Source organism: Burkholderia sp. BCC1988, assembly GCF_905339895.1.
GTDB lineage: Bacteria > Pseudomonadota > Gammaproteobacteria > Burkholderiales > Burkholderiaceae > Burkholderia.
Genome location: NZ_CAJPHA010000013.1, coordinates 1 through 20964 on the forward strand (window position 1 = coordinate 1; position 20964 = coordinate 20964).

The following is a 20964-nucleotide window of genomic DNA, read 5'->3' on the forward strand; positions in this document are numbered from 1 at the left end:
GAAGGACGAGGGTATCCGCACGCTAATTGTTACCTGACCATTTACGATCTCAGTCAGAACGCATACGTCGCAAATTCGCAGCTTGCCGAGATTAGTAATGGCAGAGCTGATGATGCTACCCCCGCGTGCCTGACCTATGACGATCGTTACAATCGCCTCTATGTTGGCATGTTTCAGTCCATGCGAGGTATCTGCGCACTGGAGGCCGACTCCGGTGAGCTGATCCAAGACATTCGCTTTGTACCGAGCCGTTGGAATAATTCGTTTCAGTGGGCAGATCCTTTGTCACAGGCCATCACGGGTAACTCGTTGCTGTCGGTGAACAGAAACAATCGCGAACTTGTGGCGCTGGATCGAAGCTCGCTGCAGGCAAAGAACAGCCTATTTCTTGGTGACGCGCCCAACGGTCCGCGGGCTGTTTTAGTATGGAGGGAGCACGCGGTGGTCAGCTATCCCGGCCGAAATGGATTGATCTTCGTCCCGCTCGAAGCATTAGCCTAAAGGGGCGCTGGTTGGTTGTTCGCCAGAGGCTTCTTCGCTCAGATGCAGGTCTAGGCGTAGCGCCGTTGGGCTTGCGGGCTGCGCTCCGTACGTCGAGCCGAGTTGCGGTCATCTGGCTTTACCCCCCGACTTCCTGTCAAACAGGCGCGGGGCACTTAAGCTTCGTCATTGCGCCCTCGAATCCAGTCGTGATCGGGGACGACCAGTGACCCAACAATGCCGGGTTTCCGTCGCGCCAAATCTTGTTCATGCTGTGAAATCGAAAGGGCAAGCATTTGGATCGCCGATCTGGCAACACGTAAAGCGCGCATGGCTTCCTGCGTGAACAGCTCCCGGTGGTGACGTTCGATTTCAGGCGCCTGTCTGCTCTGTGCTGGATCCCCGAAATCATGCAGCACCACAAATCGGTGTGTGCCCGCATTGCGGAGGTTCTTTTGAGAACGCAGGATACCCGCGCTGCTGTCGTAGTCCTCAGCAAGCTCGACGAGGCCATAGAGCGCACGGGCACCCCCGCGAATTGCTGCTTCAACTTTTTCGGCAAGGGGGCGCATGCAGGTCGCCTTATCGGGGCTTCCTCGCCATAGCTTGCCAAAGTAGACCTTCTCCGGCGGTTGTCCAAGCTCGAAATAGTGGTTCGCCGTTACAGCGATCTTGTCGAGCAGGTCGAGGGCGGTACGGTGCGCCAAGATAAGCGCAGACACATCCGGGCCGTAGGTGGCGTAATCAAGCGTATCGCCAAATCGCCCCGTCGCTGGCCAGACGTCCTCATCGAGCGCACGCCATGCAAGATCACGCGCGAGGATGAAGTCGCTCTTGAGCACATTGAACATGGAGAACACGGGGGGCGGCATCGCGATCGCGCCGGGTTCACGCTCCAGAATCCCGGGAAGCACGAGCCAGTCCAGCTTGCCCAAGGTGGGGTCGATGAGTTCGACAGCTGGTGCAAGCGTCAGGCGTTCGCGCTCCACCCATTCAATGAATGGATCTGTGTGGGTTGATCGCGGTGGCGGATCCTCGAATTCGCTGGCGAATGCGGCGATCTGCTCTGCGGCCTGCGCGCCAGAGTATTGGATAACGCGATCCTGATGCCGATGTGCAATCTTGGCCAGCATGACTGCTTCGACACGGGTCAGGTCTGAACATCCGCCTTGTTCATAAAGCCAAAGCAAATTATGGGCTGCGGAACTTGCCGCAACACCGTTCTCCGGATCAATCTCCAGCGCGGTAAGCCACCCATCATGAGCTTCGCCGAGTCGAAAGCTGTTGCTGAACTGGTTGGCGAGGTTCGTCCAGGCTTGGGTTCTCAGCGCTGATTCGGCATCTGCATCCTGCGCTACTTTCCAGAAGCATTGTCGTGCTTCGATTCGAAGCTCTCTCGTGCGTTCCTGATGATCCAACCAGTTCGGACCACGAGGTGGATTGCCTGTCGAAGCGACTAACCCGTTCGCCAGGTTGTAGGTGATATCCGCCGTAGGGAATCGACTGTGTAGTACACGATATAGCGCGAGTCCTTCCTCAATCGCGTCCTGCTGCTGAGTCAACACACCGCCATCTACCAGGGCCGCAGCCCGTAGGGCCATCAGATTGAAGCGCTCCGGTTCCGGGATATCAAGATTCATCTCCCTGGCCTGTTTCACTGCCGCAGCAGGATCGCTATTCAGCAAGGTATTCAGATAAGCCGATTGCTCGTAGAACCTGTCCCGCTTTGAAGACATAGCTAGGCTCCTCGCCTTATTTGATCGCTGAAGATTTTAACCGCTCGAGCATAGAGTTAACCTGGTCCTGGTAGCGCTGGTGGCACTGCATGAATCCAGCACCCTTGACTTTCACTATCAAAGAAGTTCACATGGACAGGCCCTAGATCATCCTGAATAACTTGGTAAGCATAGTTGCAATAGGCCTGGTTGCCACGAAAAACGGAGACTGCCACCCGTTGGATGCCGGTTCCGCGCATCCGTCGCAACAGATGTCTGTCATGTTCGCCGAGTCCCCAACCGAATATCGTCAAAGTGAATCGTGGCGACGTGAGTACCTCACGGTACACCGTAGAAAGGTAGTAGCTATTCTGGATGGCGGAGACCTTCTGTGGCATCGTTCGCGTACCTACTGCTTCCGCTCGACCAGCTTGCGCTATTTCAACGTGCTTGGTGTGGTGGGGCTCAGTCGGCGGTGCGCTGGTTGGCCTTGAGAAACTCGGCCTGAAACATGCACATGCGCAACGCGTTGTGATAGCGACCGCTGCTGAAAAACTCCTCGATTAGTTCGGCCTCGCGCCTGAAGCCACATTTTTCATAAACGTGGATGGCAGCGGTATTCGACGTATCGACAATCAGATAGACCTTGCGCAGGTTCAGTACTGAAAAGGCATAATCGATCGCGAGCCGGGTGGCGACGGTCGCGTAGCCGCGCCCTTGCGCGTGCGGCGCGATGATGATCTGGAATTCGCCGCGCCGGTGGATATAGTTCAGCTCGATCAATTCGACCACGCCAACGGTTTCCCCCTCGTTGTCGATCGCCACGAAGCGCCGCTCGCGCAAGTCGTGCACGTGCCGGTCATAAAGCTGGGTAAGTTCCGAGAAGGTTTCGTACGGCTCTTCGAACCAGTACCGCATAATCTTCGCGTTGTTGTTCACTTCATGGACGAAGCGTAGATCGGTGCGCTCGAGCGGGCGCAAGGTCAGTTTGCTGCTGTGTTCAATAGTCATTGGCTTCCCCTTGAGAAATTATTGGTTTGAATGCGCGCGCCTGGTACCGGATGCGGCGGGCTTCAGTTAGTCCGGGCGCGAGGGCTGGAGTTCATGCAAAGGTTGTTTTTCCGCACGACGAACTATTGCGATAAACGAAGCGGCATGCGGGTCCGGAGCGGAGAGGGCGTCGCGTTGTCGCAGGCTGAACCTGCGCCAGTGCTGGCTTGGCGGCGGAGAAATGGGTGGGTATTGTCAACCTGTCAGGAAATCGAACAAACAGGTTATTCAGCAATGCAAATCAATCGTCTGAGTAGGAAGTGCCATGCCCGCTGGTGGTCGGCGCTTCCGTCCATACGCTCCGCGCCGCGTGTCGAGTCGCGGTTTTCTGCATTTGACCCCTGACACCTTCGGCCCATGCGGGTCTGCGTGCTCCGCTTGCCAGGGGCTGGCTTGCTGTTCCCTTCACCGTACTACGGCGTTCTTGCCGTCAAGGGCAGTGCGCCGATGGTGCCTGCGTCCCGGCGGCTGTCTGCGACCCCTGACGGCGGGGCAAGCGCGTCGTCTTTCGGGCGGTGCGCTTTTTACCGGTTGCGCCCGCAGCGAATACTGTCACATCTGAATCGAAATAAATGATTGCACAAAAATAATCCGGGACGGAAATGAAATTCTTGTACGCCATGACACGCCAGAATCGCCCGCAGCAATGAAAAATGAATGCATCGATTGGTTCATGCCGGCGTCGGTTTTTTTGTGCCCACGCTAATCAGCACTCTCAAGGCGTTCACGCTTGCGAGCCGTGGACAGGTTCGCAGGCCAGCGTGCCGGAACCGGCCGACGAAACCGTGCGCGTGTCGCGCGCCAACGCCGAGGCACGCATTGCGCCCACGCGAGAGGGCTACGTCAACGCGATCCAGGTGTGGCCTTTCACCGATGGCGCGCTGTATCAGGTCTATGCCGCGCCGGGGCGCGTCACCGTGATCACGCTCCAGTCGGGCGAGGAACTGGTGACGGTTGCTGCTGGCGACACCGTGCGCTGGATCGTCGGCGACACGTCCAGCGGTGCCGGCAACGATCTGCGCGTCAACGTGATGGTGAAGCCAATCCGCTCGGGCCTCAAGACCAACCTGGTCATCACCACCAGCCGGCGCACCTACCTGATCGAACTGACCTCGACGGATAAGGCGTGGATGGCGTCGGTGTCGTGGGAGTACCCGAAAGACCGGATGCTCGCATTGCAGCGTCAGGATCGAGCTGCGCAGGCTTCTGCGCCGGTCAGTGGAGGCCTGTCGCTGGAGAAGATCCGCTTCCGTTACGCGGTCAGCGGCAGCAATCCGTCGTGGAAACCATTGCGCGCCTTCGACGACGGCGAGAAGGTCTATATCCAGTTTCCGCCGGGCATCGCTCAGGGGGAGCTGCCGCCGTTGTTCGTCATCGGCGCGCAGGGCGACGGGGAACTGGTGAATTACCGCTTCCGTACGCCGTACTACATCGTGGATCGGCTGTTCGGCGCTGCGGAGTTGCGCCTGGGTGGTGACAAGGGCGACGTGGTACGCATCGAGCGCACGGATGGCACGCGGGGGAACTGACCATGAGCCAGGACGAAACCCCGGACGAACCGATTCCCGATGTTGCGCCGAAGGTCGCGCCAGAGAACGTGACGCTGCGGGCGCAGCCGCGCGCGGTGACTCGCCTCAACCGGCGTACGCTGGCGCTGCTCACCGGCGGCCTTGGCGTGGCCGTCCTGGGCGCCACACTTTGGTCGTTGCAGCCAAGACACCGGCGCAGCGACAACGAACCGACCGAGCTTTACAACGTGGATCGCGTATCGCGTTCGGAGGAACTCAACCAGCTTCCCGCCGACTATTCCAGGCTGCCGCCAAAGGTGCCGGAACTGGGGCCGCCTTTGCCGGGCGACCTGGGGCCCGCCATTGTCAGGTCGCAGCCGTCGGCGGCAGCCAGCTACACGCCACCGGGCCAGGATATGGAGGAGGCGGAGCGGGACGCATGGCGCAAGGAGGCCGAAGCGGCGGCGGGTTCGTCGGTGTTCTTCCGTTCCAGCAACCAGCACGCCGCGGCTGCGCCGTCGCAGACTGCGTCGGCCGCGCCGCCTTCCGGTCTCGTGGGCTTCGATCCGCAGAGCGCCGGACCGGCCTCGACTGCGGCCCAGCCGGCAGATCCGACCGCCGTGCAGAATCGCCAGGACCAGAAGGAGGCGTTCCAGAAAGCCGGAACCGCGCAAACCCGTAATTCCGGCAATCTGCAAATGCCGTCCTCGCCGTATCAGGTGATGGCCGGGACGGTGATCGCAGCAGCGCTGGTGACGGGCATCAAGTCGGACTTGCCCGGCGACGTGATCGGCACCGTGACGGAGCCGGTGTACGACACCGCGACCGGTACCTGTCTGCTGATCCCGCAGGGTTCTCGCATCTTCGGCAAATACAACAGCCAGGTCGCCTACGGGCAGAGCAGAGTCCAGGTCGTCTGGAACCGCATTATCCTGCCGGACACGTCCTCAATCACGCTGGACAACCTGGCTGGCACCGACCCGGCCGGCTACGCCGGCCTGGAGGATGGCGTCGACTGGCACTGGGATCGCATCGTTGCCGGCGCGGCGCTGACGACGCTGCTGGGCGTCGGCGCCGAGCTGGCCGCGCCAGAGAACCGCAATGGGGATCGCGTAATAGTGGCCGGGCGCGATAGCTTGCAGGACAGCGTGAACCAGGTCGGTCAGGAGATGACCCGGCGTAACCTCAACATTCAGCCGACACTGACTGAGCGACCGGGCCTGCCGGTGCGCATCATTGTCAACCGCGACCTGTTGCTGAGGCCGTACCAGCCGCTGTTCTTCAACCGGGGGACTTCACGATGAGCACGACGCTGCGGCTGGGGCCTCTACCCAGGATCGAGAGCGTTAAGCTGACGTTCTCATGTCCCGTCAGCCTGAAGGCAGACCTCGATCGCTACGCGGCACTGCATGCGCAGACCTATGGCGAGGCGGTCGATGCGACGACGCTGATTCCGCACATGCTGGAGGCGTTCATGGCGAGGGATCGAGGGTTTCGGCGGACTAGCAAATCGCCCGCTGCGAAACCCAGCATTGGCGACGGTTGACGACAAGCCGTCGCATTTCCAGGAGGTCCTGCGCTGGACTGCCCACCCGTCGGAGGGCGCGGGGCGGTGGTCGGCCAACATGGGGCGCTCGGTGACAGGCAGAGGGAGACATTTAGGCGTCCGCTTTTGACGTGAGAGCGGTCCATTGGTCTGAATATTATGTATATAACTAAAGAGAATATTTCGGCTCTGGAAGGTTATCCAGCTACAAGCCTGTCTTAATCAGCGACCTGTCGGGAGGATGGCAAGGTAGTCATTGCCGAAAGCGTCGCCCCTAGAAGCTGAGTGGCACTTTAATCTGAGCGCTTTCGAGCGAACCTTTTAGTCATAGACAACATCTCAAAGGTGCAATTGTGGGTTGCATAGGGGTCCCACGTTTACCTATGCTTCCGGGACAGCCTGGTCGTGTTGCGACGCGAAATCGAGAGACCTTGTATTCAAATGCTCGATGCGCAGTCGATATGCTGAGTGACGTCAGGCTTGGTCGGCGAACGTAATAAAAAGCGAAGCTAACGATCGATCAAAAGGGGCCACGCATGCGTGCGTCTGAGAAATTCGGCGTTGTATGTGAGGAAAGCGAAGCCGGACAACTGCAACTCTATCGCGCATATGCTGCCTCTCGCTGCAAAGTCAGCGGTGTCGAGTTCGGTGCGCTCGTCTTGGACTATGACGGCACGCTCTGTAATCCCGGCCAGCGGACGCAGCCTCCCTCAACTGAAGTGATTCACCAAATATGTCGCTTGGCTACGGACGGCGTGCAAATTGGCATCGCGACAGGGCGGGGCGAATCAGTCGTGGAGCAGCTTCGGACTTCGATACCACAATCGTTGTGGTCGCGCATCCATATTGGGTTGCTCAATGCACAACTTATAGCGTCGCTAGCGGAAGCAGACGGCGTCTTCGCATCGAGGGATCGCGCGCAAGATCCAAAGTTCAATGCGGCGTGCGTGGCACTGAACGAATTAAAAGAATTAGGCTTGCCAATCACCCGCGTCACGGTCCGAGGTCCCTATCAAGTCAGTGTACGACTTCAGGAGTCGGCTTCGCCTATTGCGATGTGGGCCATCGTCGCTGACGTAGCACGCCGCCATCGTATCTCTCCAACCCGTGTCGTGCATGGCAGGCACTCTGTCGATATTTTGAGTCATCGAGGCGGGAAAGGAAATATATTTCCCTATCTTTCGAGAATCTGCGGCGATGTGCCAATCCTTTCGATCGCCGATCAGGGCGCTTGGCCCGGCAACGATTACCAATTGCTGGACCAAGCGTTCTCGGTCGCCGTAGACATCCCATCGCGCAACCTGTCGACCGGATGGCAATTTGCGCCCCAAAACCTCTCGTGTGCTGAAGCGACTGCGTGGTACTTGGCACTCTGTCGTGTAACACGAGCAGGCTTTTTCTTCTTAAATATCGGTGACGATCAGTTTTCTCCTTCGAGGCAATAAATTGAAGACCATGCAAATAGGAAATCGCCTCCTTGGCCCTGACTATCCGTGCTTTATCGTTGCTGAGATTGGACATAACCATCAAGGTAGCCTCGAAAGGTGTGTGGAGATGATCCGCACCGCAGCAAATTGCGGTGTAGACGCCGTCAAACTGCAGAAGCGGCATAACCCTAGCTTTTACACAAAGAGCTTCTTAGAGAGCCGATACGACAGTCCTCACGCGTTTGGGCGAACCTATGGCGAGCACCGCGACGCTCTAGAGCTGACCGATCATGAATTCGTGGTCGCCAAGGAGTTCGCCGAGAAGAACGGAGTGGAATTTCTGTGCACGGCGTTCGATATCAAGACAGCGGATTTCCTGTACGAAGTCGGTATTAGTGCCTTCAAAATTGCATCGGCGGATCTTGTCAATACCCCCCTTCTGCGGCACGTCGCAACCATGGCAAGACCAATCCTGCTTTCTACAGGTGGAGCAAGTTTGCAAGATGTTCTTCGAGCTTACGCCGAATGCTCGCCACGGCTGAATGACATCGGGATTTTGCAGTGCACAGCGGCGTATCCGACGCTCGCTAAGGACCTTTGCCTAAATGTCATCAAGACCTACAGCTCGGCGTTTCCACAGGCGGTCGTTGGTCTGTCTTCGCACCACGAAGGAATTGCCATGGAATTGGTTGCGTTCGGCTTAGGTGCGCGAATAGTCGAAAAGCATTTCACCTTGGATCGTAGCTGGAAGGGAACCGATCATTGCTTCTCGCTCCTTCCAGACGAGCTACGCACCCTCGTTCAGCAATTGCGCGAGGGCCATACGGCACTCGGCAGTGGCGATAAAGTCCCCCTAACTTCGGAAGCGGGGCTACTGTATAAAGAGGGGAAGAAACTAGTAGCGGCACGCTTTATCCACCGGGGGGCGATCCTTGGCCGCGATGATATCGCTGCGAAGGCGCCGAATGATGGACTGCCGCCATACTTAATCGACTCCTTTATAGGGAGGGCAGCACTCGAAGACATTAGTGTTGATCAGCCGCTCAGTTGGGACATCGTCTCGTAGTGAGCGTCGCCACTAACCAGTTGGAGGAACCATGGTTACGCAGATTGATGACGAACAAGACGTGCGGGATCTATTCGAAAGGTATATTCGTGCCCGAAACTCCGGCGACGTAGATTCGTTCGCTGACTGCTTTGATAGCGGCGCGACTTGCTTCTACCGAAACGGGGCGCCACTTCGCCCAGTGCAGGGTAAAGACGAACGTCGATCGCGATACCAAAATGGCTACAAAGCGGCAATCTCAGCTACCGACATTACCGTCCGCACATTTGACGGCGCGTTTGCCATTGTTACTTCGACGATCGAAGGCTCTGTAGTCAACCCCGACGGAACGACAGAAAGTGGACCTTGGCGCTTATCCGCTTCACTAAGGAAGCAAACTGGCGGATGGGTATTTCTTCACCTCGCCTGCTCTCGTCTGATGGCTAACGCTACCATCCCAACATAGTGAAATTGTGACCAACCGTAATCCGAGCATTGCGTCGGCGATCCGCCGGACACGAGTCGCAGTTGTCGGGCATTTGTGCCTAGATATATTCGTTCCCGAGACAGCGTTGTCAGGAGCGCTGACGGCGCTTACCGAAGAGATTCTTCCCATAGATTCGGGCCTTGATGTGCAAGCTGGAGGGGCTGTCGCTAACGTTGGACTGACCCTCGCAGCTTTGGGTGTGGAAACCATTTTAGTAGGCTTGGTCGGCCGGGATCCCTTAGGCGAACTCCTTGCGTCGATGCTTGCCCGTAAAGCGTCTCGATATGTCACTGTTAATGTTCGAGCTCTTGATGGGCATGCCACCTCGACAACGTTGCTTCTGAAGGATGCCGCAACGGGCTGCCGCTTCAACATTCATTGTCCAGGTGTCAACAATGCCTTCTCGTTTGAACACGTCGATCAAGTCGACCTGTCCGGCGTAAATTGGCTCCATTTTGGCTACCCAGCGTTAATGCGCAGTATTATGGACGACGGAATGCGAGGGTTGCGGTGTATTTTCCAAAAGGCGAGGAGCCAAGGCGCACTTACATCGCTCGACCTGTCGCGTATGCCGGTAGGATTCTCCTCCGAAGGCTTTTACAAGCAACTTCGCCTGCAATTGCCTTTCGTGGATCTATTTGCGCCTAGTATTGGCGACTTACTCGATATCCACGGCGTGTTTTCGAGCGACGTACACCGTACGCGATACCCGAGCGACAATGACATCCGTTGGGTAGCTGATCAGTTTCTGTCTGGGGGAGCCGCGTTAGTTTGCATCAAGCTCGGAGCAAGAGGCATCTACATCGCGGGGTCCTCGGACAAGGCCCGGATGCAGACGATGGCTCTGAGGTTAGGGTATGACGCCACCCCTTGGCTCGGCCTGGAACATTGGCAACGTAGCCCTCCCGCAAATTCTGTTGAACCAACTGGTGCGGGTGATGCCTTAATCGCTGGTCTGATTTGCGCTATTATGCGTGGCGCATCACCAGGCAATGCTGCCGAGTTTGCACAACATATAGCCACAAAGTCGTTGGCTGCCAATGGCGGCCATGCGTCCGTGGAACGGTATCACGACGACCTCTTTCACTTATAGAAACGTGCCGGGGACGAATCGATGGATGCCATAACCCGATTAGCCGAGCAGTGGCCGTCCCCAACCAACGAACGAATTCCCTATTGGGCTTACCACGACCCTGATATTTTCGGTCTCGAGCAGAATAGGATTTTTGAAGGCAATACGTGGTCGTTCCTAGGCCTCGAAGCGGAAGTGCCGGCCGCGGGAGACTTTATTCGAAAATATGTGGGCACAGTTTGCATTATCATACAGCGTTCAAGTGCCGGGGAAATTAACGCGTTTGTTAATCGGTGTGCCCATCGCGGTGCTGAAGTTAGACGCGAGGAACGAGGGAATTCACGTTTCCATACGTGCTGCTATCACCAATGGCGATATGGAGAGAATGGAAAGCTACTATCGGTACCTTTTCGCCATGGAGTCGGCGGGCGGGGCGGTTTGCCGTCGGATTTTGATTGCACCGACCATTCGATGCGGCGGCTGCGGGTTGCATCCGTCCACGGTCTAATTTTTGGCACATTCTCGTGGGATTTCGAGGCACTGGAGGAATATCTTGGTGATAGCATCCTCTCTCACATAGCACGAACTATGTGCCGACCGATTCGGATATTGGGATACCAGCGCCAACGATTCTTCGGTAACTGGAAATTGTATTGCGACAATCTTCGTGACATGAATCATGGTGGATTACTCCACATGTTTCAAATTTCTTTTGGACTTGCTAGATTGAGCGCCAACGGCGGTACAGTAATGGACCGGCGAAAAATTCACAATCTGGCTTTCAACGATGGCTTGGATCATCCAGACGGCACGTCTCACTATAAAAACAGCCCCCGCGGAGAGGTTATTCCGTCGTTGGAACGTTCTGAATTTATGCGCTTTATCCCAGAATTTTCGGACAATTATCAGGTTACCACCTTGGCAGTGTTTCCCAATCTCGTCGTTCACCAAGTCTACAATAGTCTAGCGGTACGTCAGATTCGTTTGGTTGCTGTCGATCGCTTTGATCTCATCTGGACGTATTTTGGTTATGCAGATGACTCTGCGGAAATGAGCAATCATCGAATTGTCCAGGGCAACCTCACCGGCCCAGCCGGCTATATTTCGATGGAGGACGGAGAGGCAATTGCACTAACGCATCGCGCCACTTCAACGGCTTGCGATGATACTTCATTTGTCGAAATTGGTGGGCGAGGGGATATTGTAAACCAGAACAATCTTGTGACGGAGGTCCCGATGCGAGGCTATTGGCAATATTATCGCGAACTTATGTGTGGGTCATAATATGCAACTCACGCCAATCGTCACCCATCAGGTTGTGGCTATAGTGAACGACCTAAATGCAGCTTACGCTCGCTGTATCGATGACAACGAAATCGAAGGATGGCCCGATTTTTTCACAGAGAAGGGCATCTATCGAATCACAACGCGTGAGAACGAACTCCTCGGTCTACCTATGCCAGTGCTTTCGTTGGAGGGACGTGCAATGATTAGGGACCGTGTAGTAGCGCTGCGTAATGCGAATCTCTATAACCTCCACGCGGATCTCCACATCATTGGTTGCGGCCATGTGGATTCTTGTGCGGACGGTATCGTGCAGGCCACAACACCTTTTGCCATTTATCAGACTGATCAGGATGGCGTATCACGCCTATTTGTCGTTGGGACGTATCATGATGAAATTGTGATAAATAACGACTCTGCACTTTTACGATATAAAAATGTAGTGCTGACCACTAGTCTCATATCGAACCTACTCGCTACCCCGCTATAGGATAGGCGCAGATAACGCCGGAATTGCTGGACTCGTGGTCGACTTTGCAGATGATATACTGACGGCATTAGCTATTTCTGCTATAGGCCAGAGATTACTTTCCTATCTAGGCGCCGGTCGAAAAGTTGCTTGCGGGATGCGATTTTTCATCGAAAACCAATCAACTTACAACGTCCGCCAATCAGTCTCCATCGGTTGCGTCGGCGAGCGACACCCGAATAGCATCTGTCGGGACGCGTACTCGCTCTAGGTGCTGCCGGTACCGGTCAACCCTCTGCAACTGTTCCCACCCTCCCTTGCGCTTGTGTGTAAGCGTTGCTCGAGCGCCGTCTAGACCGATGACGCCAAAGTGGACACAGTAGGCCCCACCATTGCCATGCGAACCCCGATCACGGACGGCACCGGGCGGGAAGCACGAGAGTAACCCGATTGGACCACGAGCAATTCGGCCAATAAATGGCCAGGCGACGGGGGCACCGTTCAGTGCGCGGCCGGAGCGGCGGATTCCTTGGGCAGGGTAGCCTCGGCCGCACCAATCACGTTGAGGTCGAATCGGAGTCGATATTCGAAGAGCGAGACATTCGGCACGACGGCGATCGCTTCGCGCAAGCTCTCGTTGATCGAGCGCGCGACGATGACGCCGCTCACCGCCTTACCGCGCGCGAGGTTCAGCGACACCCAGCCCATATAGCTCGCGATCTGGCCAATGGCTTTGTCCGGGGCCTGGCTGTGGCGCGACAATCCGGATGAGAGACTCTCATCTTGTTTGACGCGCGGCACCTGGCCGCGCTTCAACTCGAAGACGACGAAGACGACGAAATTGCCGTCGTCGTCGACGGCGAGGATGTCGATCCGCCGGCCACTGCTCGTGGGGTATTCGCGGCCACCCGACACGCCGTCTGAATAGAGGTGCAGGCGCTTGCCGTTTACAGGGATCGATTCGAGGTTATCGGCGATGAACTCTTGCAACTGCCGTTCCACGTGAAAGACGGTGTCGGCGAGTGACTCGGAGTCGTCACTGGATTCGGGCAGCGCCTCGGCGTCGCCGGTCATGTCGCCCAGGAGCTCTTCAGCCTGGCCCGCTTCGCCCGGGCGCTGGATGCGCACCTCCGTCGGCGTTTCGACTACGCTCCACCCCAGTTTCTCGAAACCCCGGCGTAGCCGCTGCGAATTGTCACCGCCGCTGGCCGCCGCAGACATCCCGGGCGGCGTTTGCTCGGGGTGCAGCCGGCACCACTTCTTCATTTCGTGCACTTGCACGCCCCCGTCGGGCGTCGCCTCGACAATCAAATAGCGCTTCGGGCTTTGTCGTTCCATGCACGTTCCCTCTTCTCGGCGAGGCGGTGCCTGCGTTATGGGCTGGCTCATTTTAGCGGAATGCGCCCGACTCGAAGCGACCAACCCAATGCGAACGGAAGGGCGCGCTGTCCTGAACTGCCGAGCCGCTGCCGTTTGAGCGCCGGTGCGAGGTTAGTGTTTCCTGGATTTGCGCGATAATCACGCGGTCGTGAGTGGGGTTGCGGCCGATTGGGTCTTCATCGAAACGAGGGGGGCGCCTATTCGCTGTCGCAGCAAGTGGACACGGCTACCGGTTACCAAGGAAAATTTGCGGGTTCAACTAGATGGCGGGAGGATTGACGTGAGCATCCTCACTCACGAGCCGGAGTTCGAGTTCTACATGAAGTGACCTTCTTGAGTTCACCGTTTTTTCCGCCACTTTACAATAATGACGAGAAGGGGCTGCTTACTATGGAGCAGGCTGGATTGGAGCAAGAAGGCAAGAAGATCGTGAATTGGCGTAACGTTGCTCGAATGACGTTTTCTCCTTCCGGTATATGGCAGTTTACAAAAGCATGTGCGCCGCAGATTTTCATAATTTGGATGAGCATCGCTGTGCTGCTGGAGATCCCGGCGTTCATCGAATTCTTCGATTGGTTTAGGCGCCATTTCGATTCGCCGCTCTTTACTTTGACGAGTGTTGGTGCTGGTCAACCGGTGGACCTGACGCCATTCTTTTTGGTCGGTATTGGAGCCCTTCTTTGGACAACCGTCGTAGCTATTCTCTTGGCCGGTTGCATCAAGATCTGCTTCCGTCGAGGCAAAGACCGTCCCGCGAAGTTGGAGAGGACACTGGCACGTTTCTCCAGAAAGATGGGGAATGAGGTGTCTTCCTGTTTGGGGCATTGCTCCGCAGCGACTGCTGTCCTGTTGGTTGTGGGGCATCCTGAGCGGTATGGAGAGGCGGTCGTCCACGTGTGCATATTGGCAGCGCTCGTTATGTATATCCTCGCAGGAATGGGTTACCGCAAAGATTGACCCCAAAGCGACACCTTGCCTCCGTCGGGCGCACCCAACTCGCTTCTCTATCGTCCAATAGCGCGTTCGACTTCCAAGCAATGGGGGAACTAGTACGGCCTTAGGTGACGTGATGGCCACCAGTTCAGGCAGACCGGGCTGGGGAAACGATCTGGCTGGTTAAAACCTTGTACATCAAGCTTGGAAATGTTAGCAGTTGGTTGGTTTTGCCAACCGGACGCTCGCTCATCTCCAGACCGAATAACTGCTCGGGACGGATCTCGGTCTGCGGCATCGGTCGGCAGTCGGTGCCGGATTCAACCGGTCGATGCAACGGATTGTTGAAAGCGCTACGGCCAGTGTCTAGAGCCGGTTTATTGCTCCCAATAGTGCAAAGGGCTCGCCAAGACGCCGCGCCTGAGGGGAGCCCACAACAATCCAGACATAAACAAAAGGATAAGGAAACCCAGGTGATTGAAAAAAAAGCCCGAGAGCGTGCGTTGCAAGGCTTTGACCCAGCGGAGCTATTCGGCAAAGGGTTCCATCTGGGCTGCGCTGACCTGGTAATAGGTGGCTCCTTGCGAGAGGTCGTTGGCCGCATCATTGCCACCCTACTCATGGGCGCAGCCGACAAAGAGGGGCGTCAGATATTCAGAGGCGCCACCATCCTGCTGCCGCCTGCGGAAGCGACGACGGTCACTGAGGAAGCAGTGTTCTCTGCTTTACTGAGAGCAACTGAGGAACTGCGCGGCTTTCCTGTCGACGACGAAGAGAAGGAGGTACTGGGGCGCATTGTCCGGGTGCAGCACGCTCCCTCGCTCGTTATCGCAGACTTGGTTCGCATGGTAGAGGAACAGGGCGAGCGCAGGCTCATCGCAGTGACCGAGGCAAGCCGCTTTCGAGACTCCACGGTTAGCTTGCCGGTTGCGTTCGGAGCAACTGCCACGCGGCTTCCTGAGGACCGGTGGACGCCACACGTGACCTCGCTGTGCAGTCAACTGGTCTCCGCTGTCCAACGTATGGACAGTTATGCCCTCGTGCACGTGCGGGAAATCCCCGCGCGAAAGTCAGCAAATAGGCAACTGCTTCTCTCGGTGGACGAATGCTACGTCCTTGAGTTGACTTATGAAGGCGACATGGAGGCGGTCCTCGCCATCCGCAGCGAGGTCTGGACATCCATGGCAGTTCAAGGTCGGCTTGAAGAGGTAGTCGCGGAACTGGATGGATTAGACCTTTCCGAGGGGACCAAGCTGCACATGCTCGTCCAGCTCGTGAACCGAACGGGTCGAAAAGGTGACACGCTTGAGATTGTCCGTCGACTCCAGCCGCACCTGCCGTCACTTCCGGCCGAAGTCGCTATCCAAGTCGCCCAATTCGCGGTGCATGCCGGCGACGAGGACTTGGCGCAGGAAATCTTGCCTGGCGGCCCTGATGGTATTGGCGACCACATGTGGCTCGAGGAGGCGCTGGAGGTTGCCACTCAGCTCGAAGACAACGGCCGCATCGCGAGGTTCGATGCTCGTTTGGAAGCCCTTGTGCCGGGGTCCGAGCGACTCCAGGAGAACCGTGATCGTCGTCTTCTAATGAACTGCCAAGAAGCCAAGTCTGAGGACGACCAGCGCTTCACCACTGCGGGCTTCACTGCAAACCACCTAGAGTTGCAGAAACGACTGTCGGAAATCCAGCCCGACTACGACGCGGCCATCGAGGTAGCACATGCTTGGGGGCAAAAATGGCCGGAGCTCGCGGTCGTTTGCTGTGCAGTACACGCCAGAAGCGCCGGCCGGTTCCGGGAGGCGGCCTACGCAGCCGGCGCCATAACTTCGTCAGAGGTCTATGGAAGACAAGCCACCCAGGTGCTGCTTTACTGTATTCGGTCGATGATGCTCAGGGAGTTGGTGCCAAAGGAAGAGTTCGACTATTACCGGGGGCTGTTTCAGTCCGCATTCGAGTTCTTGGGTCGCCATCCGGCCGACGATGGCATCAGGTCGAACCTTACGTCTCTCTTGTCCGTTGAGTCCTGTGGAGATCAAGGCGTACCTCTCATTGCGTTGACCATGCTTGACTTAGCAGAACGCAGGGTCGCGCTGCAACACGCGGAGGCAATGCCAGCTGAGTCCAAAGCCGACTTGCCCAACGAGGAGGTGAAAGCTTCAATAGCCAATGCAATCCGCTGGATGGGCGAGATCGGTGGTGGTGAGCCCGGGGTCACCGTCATTCCTCGAGAGCTGATCATCGCATCCCCGGACGACGTTGTGCAGGCACTCGGGCAGTTGGCACAACGAGCGAGTGGACAGCAGGGAGAGGACGCTGACCTAGAGTTTATGGAGAAGCTTGTCTTTATCGCATGCGCGATGTGTCCTCACACGACGCGGGAGCGCGACGACGATATTCGCTTGATGCGATTGCTTGCGTCGCAGTTTGCGATGGCAGGTCAATTCCAGCGTGCACGGGATTTCGCAGAACAAATTTTGCTGATGGGGCAGACCTCATTGCTTCGCCAACGGCTGGCGTGGGCTGCTTTTGCCGATGTCTACCATCGTTGCCGCAATCACATCACTGCGCTTGTTGGCATGGCCTGCGCCCTCGCGACTGACGTCGCCGTCCCGAAGGCGGACCTGTGGCAAGAGGTGTACACCATCCACCGCATCCTGCGTGATCTTGGTCTCGTCGAGCTCTCTCGGCACTTTCTTCCCGCGATGAAGAAACTTCTCGGAGACCTCGGGTTTGACCCGGTCACCGATTCCCGTGTTGTTGCCGCCGACCTTGGCTTGCAGCTCATGCAGGCTCACAAGGCCTCCTTGGAAGGACTGCAAGAGCTTCTCGCGAAAGTCGCCGCGGCAACTGAGAATGCGCTCGGCGATAGGAATCGCCTCATTCCCCTTGCAGTGTTACTTGGCCAAGCTGCCGCCAAGGTCGAAGCTGCGGGCGGTGTGGTGCCGTCGGCTACACGGGCGACTCTTGATACTGCGCTTCTAGAAGTTGGGGGCAAGGCCGCCAGCACAATCAAGACCATGTCTGCAGAGCAGCCCTCCGCCGACGATGTTCTGGCTATGTTCAACGAAGTGCAACGCGCGGCCTTTGCCGCGGATGTTGCTCGCGACTATGCGTACATCGGGCTGGCTGCGAGACGCCTCTTGGGCGCCGGTGCTCAAGGCGTTGCTGCCGCTTCCGCGTTGGTGTTCGCGATCGAGTTGCTTGCAGACCAAACAGTAAAGCGCCCATCCGACGCCCCTGTGATAACGGTGGACTGGGCGACGCAGTACGCCTGTGAACTAAATGACGTCGGCTGCGACGTTGTGTTCATGGCCTTGGACGACGAAGGCGAACTCGTGGTCATCTACGTCGCCGACCGCACAGTTCGCGTCATAGACCAGCCGCGCCACGACCTAGCCTTCCGGCGGCGCTTTGATGCGTGGTCGGCTGAGTTTCCGAGGCAGTACGGAACGATCGACCGCCGCGACGGCAACAACATCTTCTACCTCACGATGGAAAGACTGGACATTCGTCTTCCGCGAACTCGAAGGTTAGTCGTTGTCGCGGAACCGATGCTCCAAAAATTGACGGCCAATCTAGTCGTCATGCAGCCTGACGATGGTGGCTTCAGCTTCCTCGCAGGAACGCAGAGTTCCATCGGTGCCGTGCCTTCGCTGACCTGGCTTGCCACGGCTCGAGCGGCGCAGCGTTCCCGGAAGACCGGATACAAGGCTTGGATTTCAGCCCGGCTGGACTCTGAGCTTGAAGATGCCCTTGAACCGGACGGCCGTAACGGCGTCGAGGCACACGAGCCTGCCTCTGCAAAGACGCTCGACGTGGCACTACGCCGTCTCAGCGGAAGCTTTGATGCGTTCGGTTTCGCCGTAGACACCGGCCAACGGCTTCCACGTGACATGAAAGATGCCGGGCTCGCCGTGGTGACTGCGCACGGGGGGCTCGGCAGTGACGGACGTTACCTGCATAGCATCCGTGACGACGAAGGGCTTGTGGAGACACCTTCTGCACTGGCTGGCGCGCTAGCGGGAGTCGAACTGGTCATTCTCTTTGTGTGCAGTGGTGGGCGCATTGACAAGAATCCGTGGGATAACTCAACCACAAGCCTGCCGAAGCAACTTTTGAACGGGGGCAGCCAGGCGGTAATCGCGTCACCTTGGCCGCTCAACGTGCTGGTTACTTACAACTGGCTCGATCCGTTCTTGAGAGCTTGGGAGGAGGGCGACACCGTTCTTGACGCTACGAGAAAAGCGAACGATGCTGTTGCCCGACACTTTGGAGACGTCCCTCAGTATTCCCTTGCAATGCGCGTGTACGGTAACGTCCTGCTGACCCGCGCGCCTCAGTCCTTACCGTCACTTGGAGAAGCCTGAAGTTTGCGCTGCCGGTTTGACAATTTGAGACGTATGAAAGCTGTCGCCGGCACCACGAACTGCCAATCCGCGCGCGATCCACGATAGTTGTACTTCGAACGCCCCCAGTCACGCGCAGTCAAATCACCCAGTCGTACGACTGCTTGGTTGCATCCATCGGGATGACGTCCGTTATTACGAATGAACCGCGATCGCTGAAAGCAAACATTTTTCAACGAAGCCGAACGGCTGCATTGGGTCCGATTTCGGGCGACCGTGTCGGACAGCAGGGCGGCCACACCTGGAAGTTGCGAGTCGCTTAAATCGTTCGCAGCCGTCGAGAAGCTGTTAAGGCCAGCGTAGGCGAACCGATCGAGGATCGAGGGAGGGGACAAGGCTCACTGCCTCCTGTATCCTTGTGAGGTGATTGATGATTGTGTTGCCAGAGTCGTCGCCCCGCAAATCGCTCCATCTCCCGCGCCAGCAAAAGATGTGCGCGTATGACGGTAAAAGCGACGGTAAAGGGTCATGTCGATCACAGCGAAACCCTTTAACCATGCGGGTTTGCGAGATCTGTTGACGATCGAGTGGGAGTGAGCGTCGGCGTCGAGGCGTGCCTCGATGACCGATAGCGGCATCGGATGATGCGCAACGCCCGGCAGGGGAACCTGCCGGGCGTTGTCGTTTGTGCGGTTGGCGGCCGTGATTCGATGGTCGCCGGTGCGCAGCGTTTTCCTTGCCTGCATGCCGGGTCCGGGCGCGGAGGTGCAGGACAGGCCCGGCCGCTACAAGCGACGCGCCTGCATGTCGCGCGCTAGGGCAGCCGACGACCGCCGGCATCGATCATCCTGATCGAGCCCGAAGTCTGCCCCTCTCCTTGTCGAATGCTGAATTCGATGATGTCCTCGTAGAGTTCCTGTTGTCCGGCGGGCAGGACCGGCAGCAACGTCTCGCGCCGCTTGTCCGCATCGAACATCGATTCCACGAGCCATCCCGTCAGATAGAGCGCCGCCACGCAGCCGCCCGCCGTCGCAACATTGCCGTGGCACACGAGCGGCTGGTCCGGCACATGCAGCCCGCGATCCGTCAGCCCGTGTCGCGCGTCGGGGTGCGTCGTTGCGCGACGGTCCGGCAAAAGCCCGAGCCGCTCCAGGACGAAAGCGCCCGCGCAGATCGATCCGATGTATTGGCGCGCCGGATCGAGATCGAACGACGGCAGGAAATCCGGGCTCGCGAGCGCGGCCGGGATGCCCAGCCTGCCGCTCGAGAACAGCACGGCGTCGGCGCGATTGGCTTCCTCGAGCGGGCCGTGCACGGGGATGGCCAGACCATGCGCGGAACGCAGCAGCGGCTGCGCGCCGAGAATCCGGACACGCCAGTCCGCGGTGTTGCGGCCGAGGATGTCCCACATCAGGAACAGGTCGATGTCGGTGAACTGGTCGAATGCGACGAGAGCGATGTCTTTCAACGTGAACTCCGTGAGTCGTGGCGCCTTGCCGGAAGCGGTGGCGGCCGTGATAGAGTTCGCAGCCTATCTGCCCATGCCGCGCCATACACAGCCTGTATGGCGATACCGATGCGCACATTGACTCGAAACGACTGGATCGCCGCGGGCTTCGACGCCCTCGACGGGGAAGGGTATGCGGGGATTTCGGCCGAGCGTCTCGCACGACGGCTGAACGTGACCCGCGGCTCGTTCCATCACCACTTCCGGAATCGGGAGGACTTCGTCAGGACGTTGCTGACCGCGTGGGAGGACGATTACACCGCACGCATGCTCGCCTACGCGGCGGACGGCCGCGGCGCGGGCGACACGCTGACGCGCTACCTGCGCATCGCGGCGGAGAAGCGACCGGGGCGCGAAGTGGCGATCCGCGCCTGGGCAATGCAGGACGCGCTGGTCGCGGAATTCCAGCAGCGCGTCGATGCCACGCGTCTCGCATTCGCGCTCGAGACGTCCCGTCGGTGGGTCCCCATGCCGGGCGAAGCCGAGATCGTCGGGCAGATCGCGCACCTGTGTCTGATCGGCGGCCAGCAGGCCGGATTGCGGCGCGATGCCGAGCGGTTCAACCACTTCATGCAGCGTGCGTTCGCGTTCGCCGAGCGCATGCTGCCACGCCGACGCGCGTAGCGGTGCGATGCCCGCGATGCCCGTGCTGCACGGATGGCTCGCGTATCGCAGAGCAGAAGGCGGGCGGGTGCTCCGTTGTAGCGTCGGTGGA

Annotated in this window: 18 protein-coding genes and 1 pseudogene; 13 read left to right on the forward strand and 6 right to left on the reverse strand. The window is 58.0% G+C overall.

The features are described from left to right. On the forward strand, window positions 1-501 hold a 501-nt coding region (locus U4012_RS19295), incomplete at its 5' end, for a hypothetical protein (protein ID WP_321800784.1). Between the two features lie 155 nt (window positions 502-656). Here the strand turns inward: U4012_RS19295 and U4012_RS19300 are convergent. The 3 genes and pseudogenes from U4012_RS19300 to speG form a co-directional block, all read right to left on the reverse strand. Beyond that, entirely contained in the window at window positions 657-2216 is a 1560-nt protein-coding gene (locus U4012_RS19300; RefSeq protein ID WP_321800786.1) for an LA2681 family HEPN domain-containing protein, read from the reverse strand. A gap of 56 nt (window positions 2217-2272) precedes the next feature. Beyond that, window positions 2273-2608, reverse strand: a pseudogene (locus U4012_RS19305) (DUF4917 family protein); the annotation flags it as partial. A 52-nt stretch (window positions 2609-2660) separates the two neighbouring features. After that, on the reverse strand, window positions 2661-3206 hold the full coding sequence (gene speG / locus U4012_RS19310; protein WP_321800790.1) for a spermidine N1-acetyltransferase: 546 nt from the start codon (window positions 3204-3206) through the stop codon (window positions 2661-2663). Between the two features lie 692 nt (window positions 3207-3898). On the opposite strand from speG, the gene trbG reads away from it, so the two are divergent. The 9 genes from trbG (at window position 3899) to U4012_RS35970 (ending at window position 12104) form a co-directional block, all read left to right on the forward strand. After that, on the forward strand, window positions 3899-4774 hold the full coding sequence (gene trbG, locus U4012_RS19315; RefSeq protein ID WP_415750388.1) for a P-type conjugative transfer protein TrbG: 876 nt from the start codon (window positions 3899-3901) through the stop codon (window positions 4772-4774). A gap of 2 nt (window positions 4775-4776) precedes the next feature. Beyond that, window positions 4777-6057 carry a TrbI/VirB10 family protein gene (locus tag U4012_RS19320; RefSeq protein ID WP_321800792.1) on the forward strand — a complete coding sequence of 427 codons (1281 nt, stop codon included), beginning with the start codon at window positions 4777-4779 and terminating at the stop codon, window positions 6055-6057. After that, window positions 6054-6299, forward strand: a complete 246-nt coding sequence (locus U4012_RS19325) for a DUF2274 domain-containing protein (RefSeq protein WP_321800794.1) — start codon at window positions 6054-6056, stop codon at window positions 6297-6299. The genes U4012_RS19320 and U4012_RS19325 overlap by 4 nt, the downstream gene beginning before the upstream one ends. Before the next feature lie 536 nt (window positions 6300-6835). After that, on the forward strand, window positions 6836-7744 hold the full coding sequence (locus U4012_RS19330; RefSeq protein WP_321800796.1) for an HAD hydrolase family protein: 909 nt from the start codon (window positions 6836-6838) through the stop codon (window positions 7742-7744). Between the two features lie 10 nt (window positions 7745-7754). After that, the gene (locus tag U4012_RS19335; protein ID WP_321801036.1) at window positions 7755-8792 is read left to right on the forward strand and encodes an N-acetylneuraminate synthase family protein; all 1038 of its coding nucleotides are present in this window, start codon (window positions 7755-7757) and stop codon (window positions 8790-8792) included. Window positions 8793-8823: 31 nt separating this feature from the next. Continuing rightward, the gene (locus tag U4012_RS35965) at window positions 8824-9237 is read left to right on the forward strand and encodes a YybH family protein (protein ID WP_415750389.1); all 414 of its coding nucleotides are present in this window, start codon (window positions 8824-8826) and stop codon (window positions 9235-9237) included. 7 nt (window positions 9238-9244) lie between these two features. After that, entirely contained in the window at window positions 9245-10351 is a 1107-nt protein-coding gene (locus U4012_RS19340) for a carbohydrate kinase family protein (protein ID WP_321800798.1), read from the forward strand. Window positions 10352-10372: 21 nt separating this feature from the next. Continuing rightward, window positions 10373-11614 carry a Rieske 2Fe-2S domain-containing protein gene (locus U4012_RS19345; RefSeq protein WP_321800801.1) on the forward strand — a complete coding sequence of 414 codons (1242 nt, stop codon included), beginning with the start codon at window positions 10373-10375 and terminating at the stop codon, window positions 11612-11614. A 1-nt stretch (window position 11615) separates the two neighbouring features. After that, on the forward strand, window positions 11616-12104 hold the full coding sequence (locus tag U4012_RS35970) for an aromatic-ring-hydroxylating dioxygenase subunit beta (protein WP_415750390.1): 489 nt from the start codon (window positions 11616-11618) through the stop codon (window positions 12102-12104). A gap of 480 nt (window positions 12105-12584) precedes the next feature. Here U4012_RS35970 and U4012_RS19350 read toward each other — a convergent pair whose 3' ends face one another. Further along, a complete protein-coding gene (locus U4012_RS19350; RefSeq protein ID WP_321800803.1) occupies window positions 12585-13421 on the reverse strand; it encodes a DUF91 domain-containing protein in 837 nt (278 codons plus the stop codon). Window positions 13422-13796: 375 nt separating this feature from the next. On the opposite strand from U4012_RS19350, the gene U4012_RS19355 reads away from it, so the two are divergent. Continuing rightward, a complete protein-coding gene (locus U4012_RS19355) occupies window positions 13797-14420 on the forward strand; it encodes a hypothetical protein (RefSeq protein ID WP_321800805.1) in 624 nt (207 codons plus the stop codon). A 449-nt stretch (window positions 14421-14869) separates the two neighbouring features. Next, window positions 14870-18763, forward strand: coding sequence for a CHAT domain-containing protein (locus U4012_RS19360; protein ID WP_321800807.1), 3894 nt, complete (start codon window positions 14870-14872; stop codon window positions 18761-18763). Between the two features lie 377 nt (window positions 18764-19140). Here the strand turns inward: U4012_RS19360 and U4012_RS19365 are convergent, their stop codons facing one another. Together U4012_RS19365 and U4012_RS19370 are read right to left on the reverse strand one after the other, a co-directional pair. Further along, window positions 19141-19488: a hypothetical protein gene (locus U4012_RS19365; RefSeq protein ID WP_321800809.1), complete on the reverse strand. Its 348-nt coding sequence runs from the start codon at window positions 19486-19488 to the stop codon at window positions 19141-19143. A gap of 68 nt (window positions 19489-19556) precedes the next feature. Next, window positions 19557-20210 (reverse strand): DJ-1/PfpI family protein, encoded by a 654-nt coding sequence (locus tag U4012_RS19370; protein WP_321800811.1) that lies wholly within the window; start codon window positions 20208-20210, stop codon window positions 19557-19559. Window positions 20211-20318: 108 nt separating this feature from the next. On the opposite strand from U4012_RS19370, the gene U4012_RS19375 reads away from it, so the two are divergent. After that, on the forward strand, window positions 20319-20873 hold the full coding sequence (locus tag U4012_RS19375) for a TetR/AcrR family transcriptional regulator (RefSeq protein ID WP_044843798.1): 555 nt from the start codon (window positions 20319-20321) through the stop codon (window positions 20871-20873). Window positions 20874-20964: the final 91 nt, after the last annotated feature.

Coding starts and splice junctions, on each gene's coding strand:
- U4012_RS19325 (WP_321800794.1), top strand. CDS start 6,054: ATGAGCACGACGCTGCGGCTGGGGCCTCTACCCAGGATCGAGAGCGTT.
- U4012_RS35965 (WP_415750389.1), top strand. CDS start 8,824: ATGGTTACGCAGATTGATGACGAACAAGACGTGCGGGATCTATTCGAA.
- U4012_RS19365 (WP_321800809.1), bottom strand. CDS start 19,488: ATGCAGGCAAGGAAAACGCTGCGCACCGGCGACCATCGAATCACGGCC.
- U4012_RS19345 (WP_321800801.1), top strand. CDS start 10,373: ATGGATGCCATAACCCGATTAGCCGAGCAGTGGCCGTCCCCAACCAAC.
- U4012_RS19320 (WP_321800792.1), top strand. CDS start 4,777: ATGAGCCAGGACGAAACCCCGGACGAACCGATTCCCGATGTTGCGCCG.
- U4012_RS19300 (WP_321800786.1), bottom strand. CDS start 2,216: ATGTCTTCAAAGCGGGACAGGTTCTACGAGCAATCGGCTTATCTGAAT.
- U4012_RS19375 (WP_044843798.1), top strand. CDS start 20,319: ATGCGCACATTGACTCGAAACGACTGGATCGCCGCGGGCTTCGACGCC.
- U4012_RS35970 (WP_415750390.1), top strand. CDS start 11,616: ATGCAACTCACGCCAATCGTCACCCATCAGGTTGTGGCTATAGTGAAC.
- U4012_RS19330 (WP_321800796.1), top strand. CDS start 6,836: ATGCGTGCGTCTGAGAAATTCGGCGTTGTATGTGAGGAAAGCGAAGCC.
- U4012_RS19350 (WP_321800803.1), bottom strand. CDS start 13,421: ATGGAACGACAAAGCCCGAAGCGCTATTTGATTGTCGAGGCGACGCCC.
- trbG (WP_415750388.1), top strand. CDS start 3,899: ATGAATGCATCGATTGGTTCATGCCGGCGTCGGTTTTTTTGTGCCCAC.
- U4012_RS19335 (WP_321801036.1), top strand. CDS start 7,755: ATGCAAATAGGAAATCGCCTCCTTGGCCCTGACTATCCGTGCTTTATC.
- speG (WP_321800790.1), bottom strand. CDS start 3,206: ATGACTATTGAACACAGCAGCAAACTGACCTTGCGCCCGCTCGAGCGC.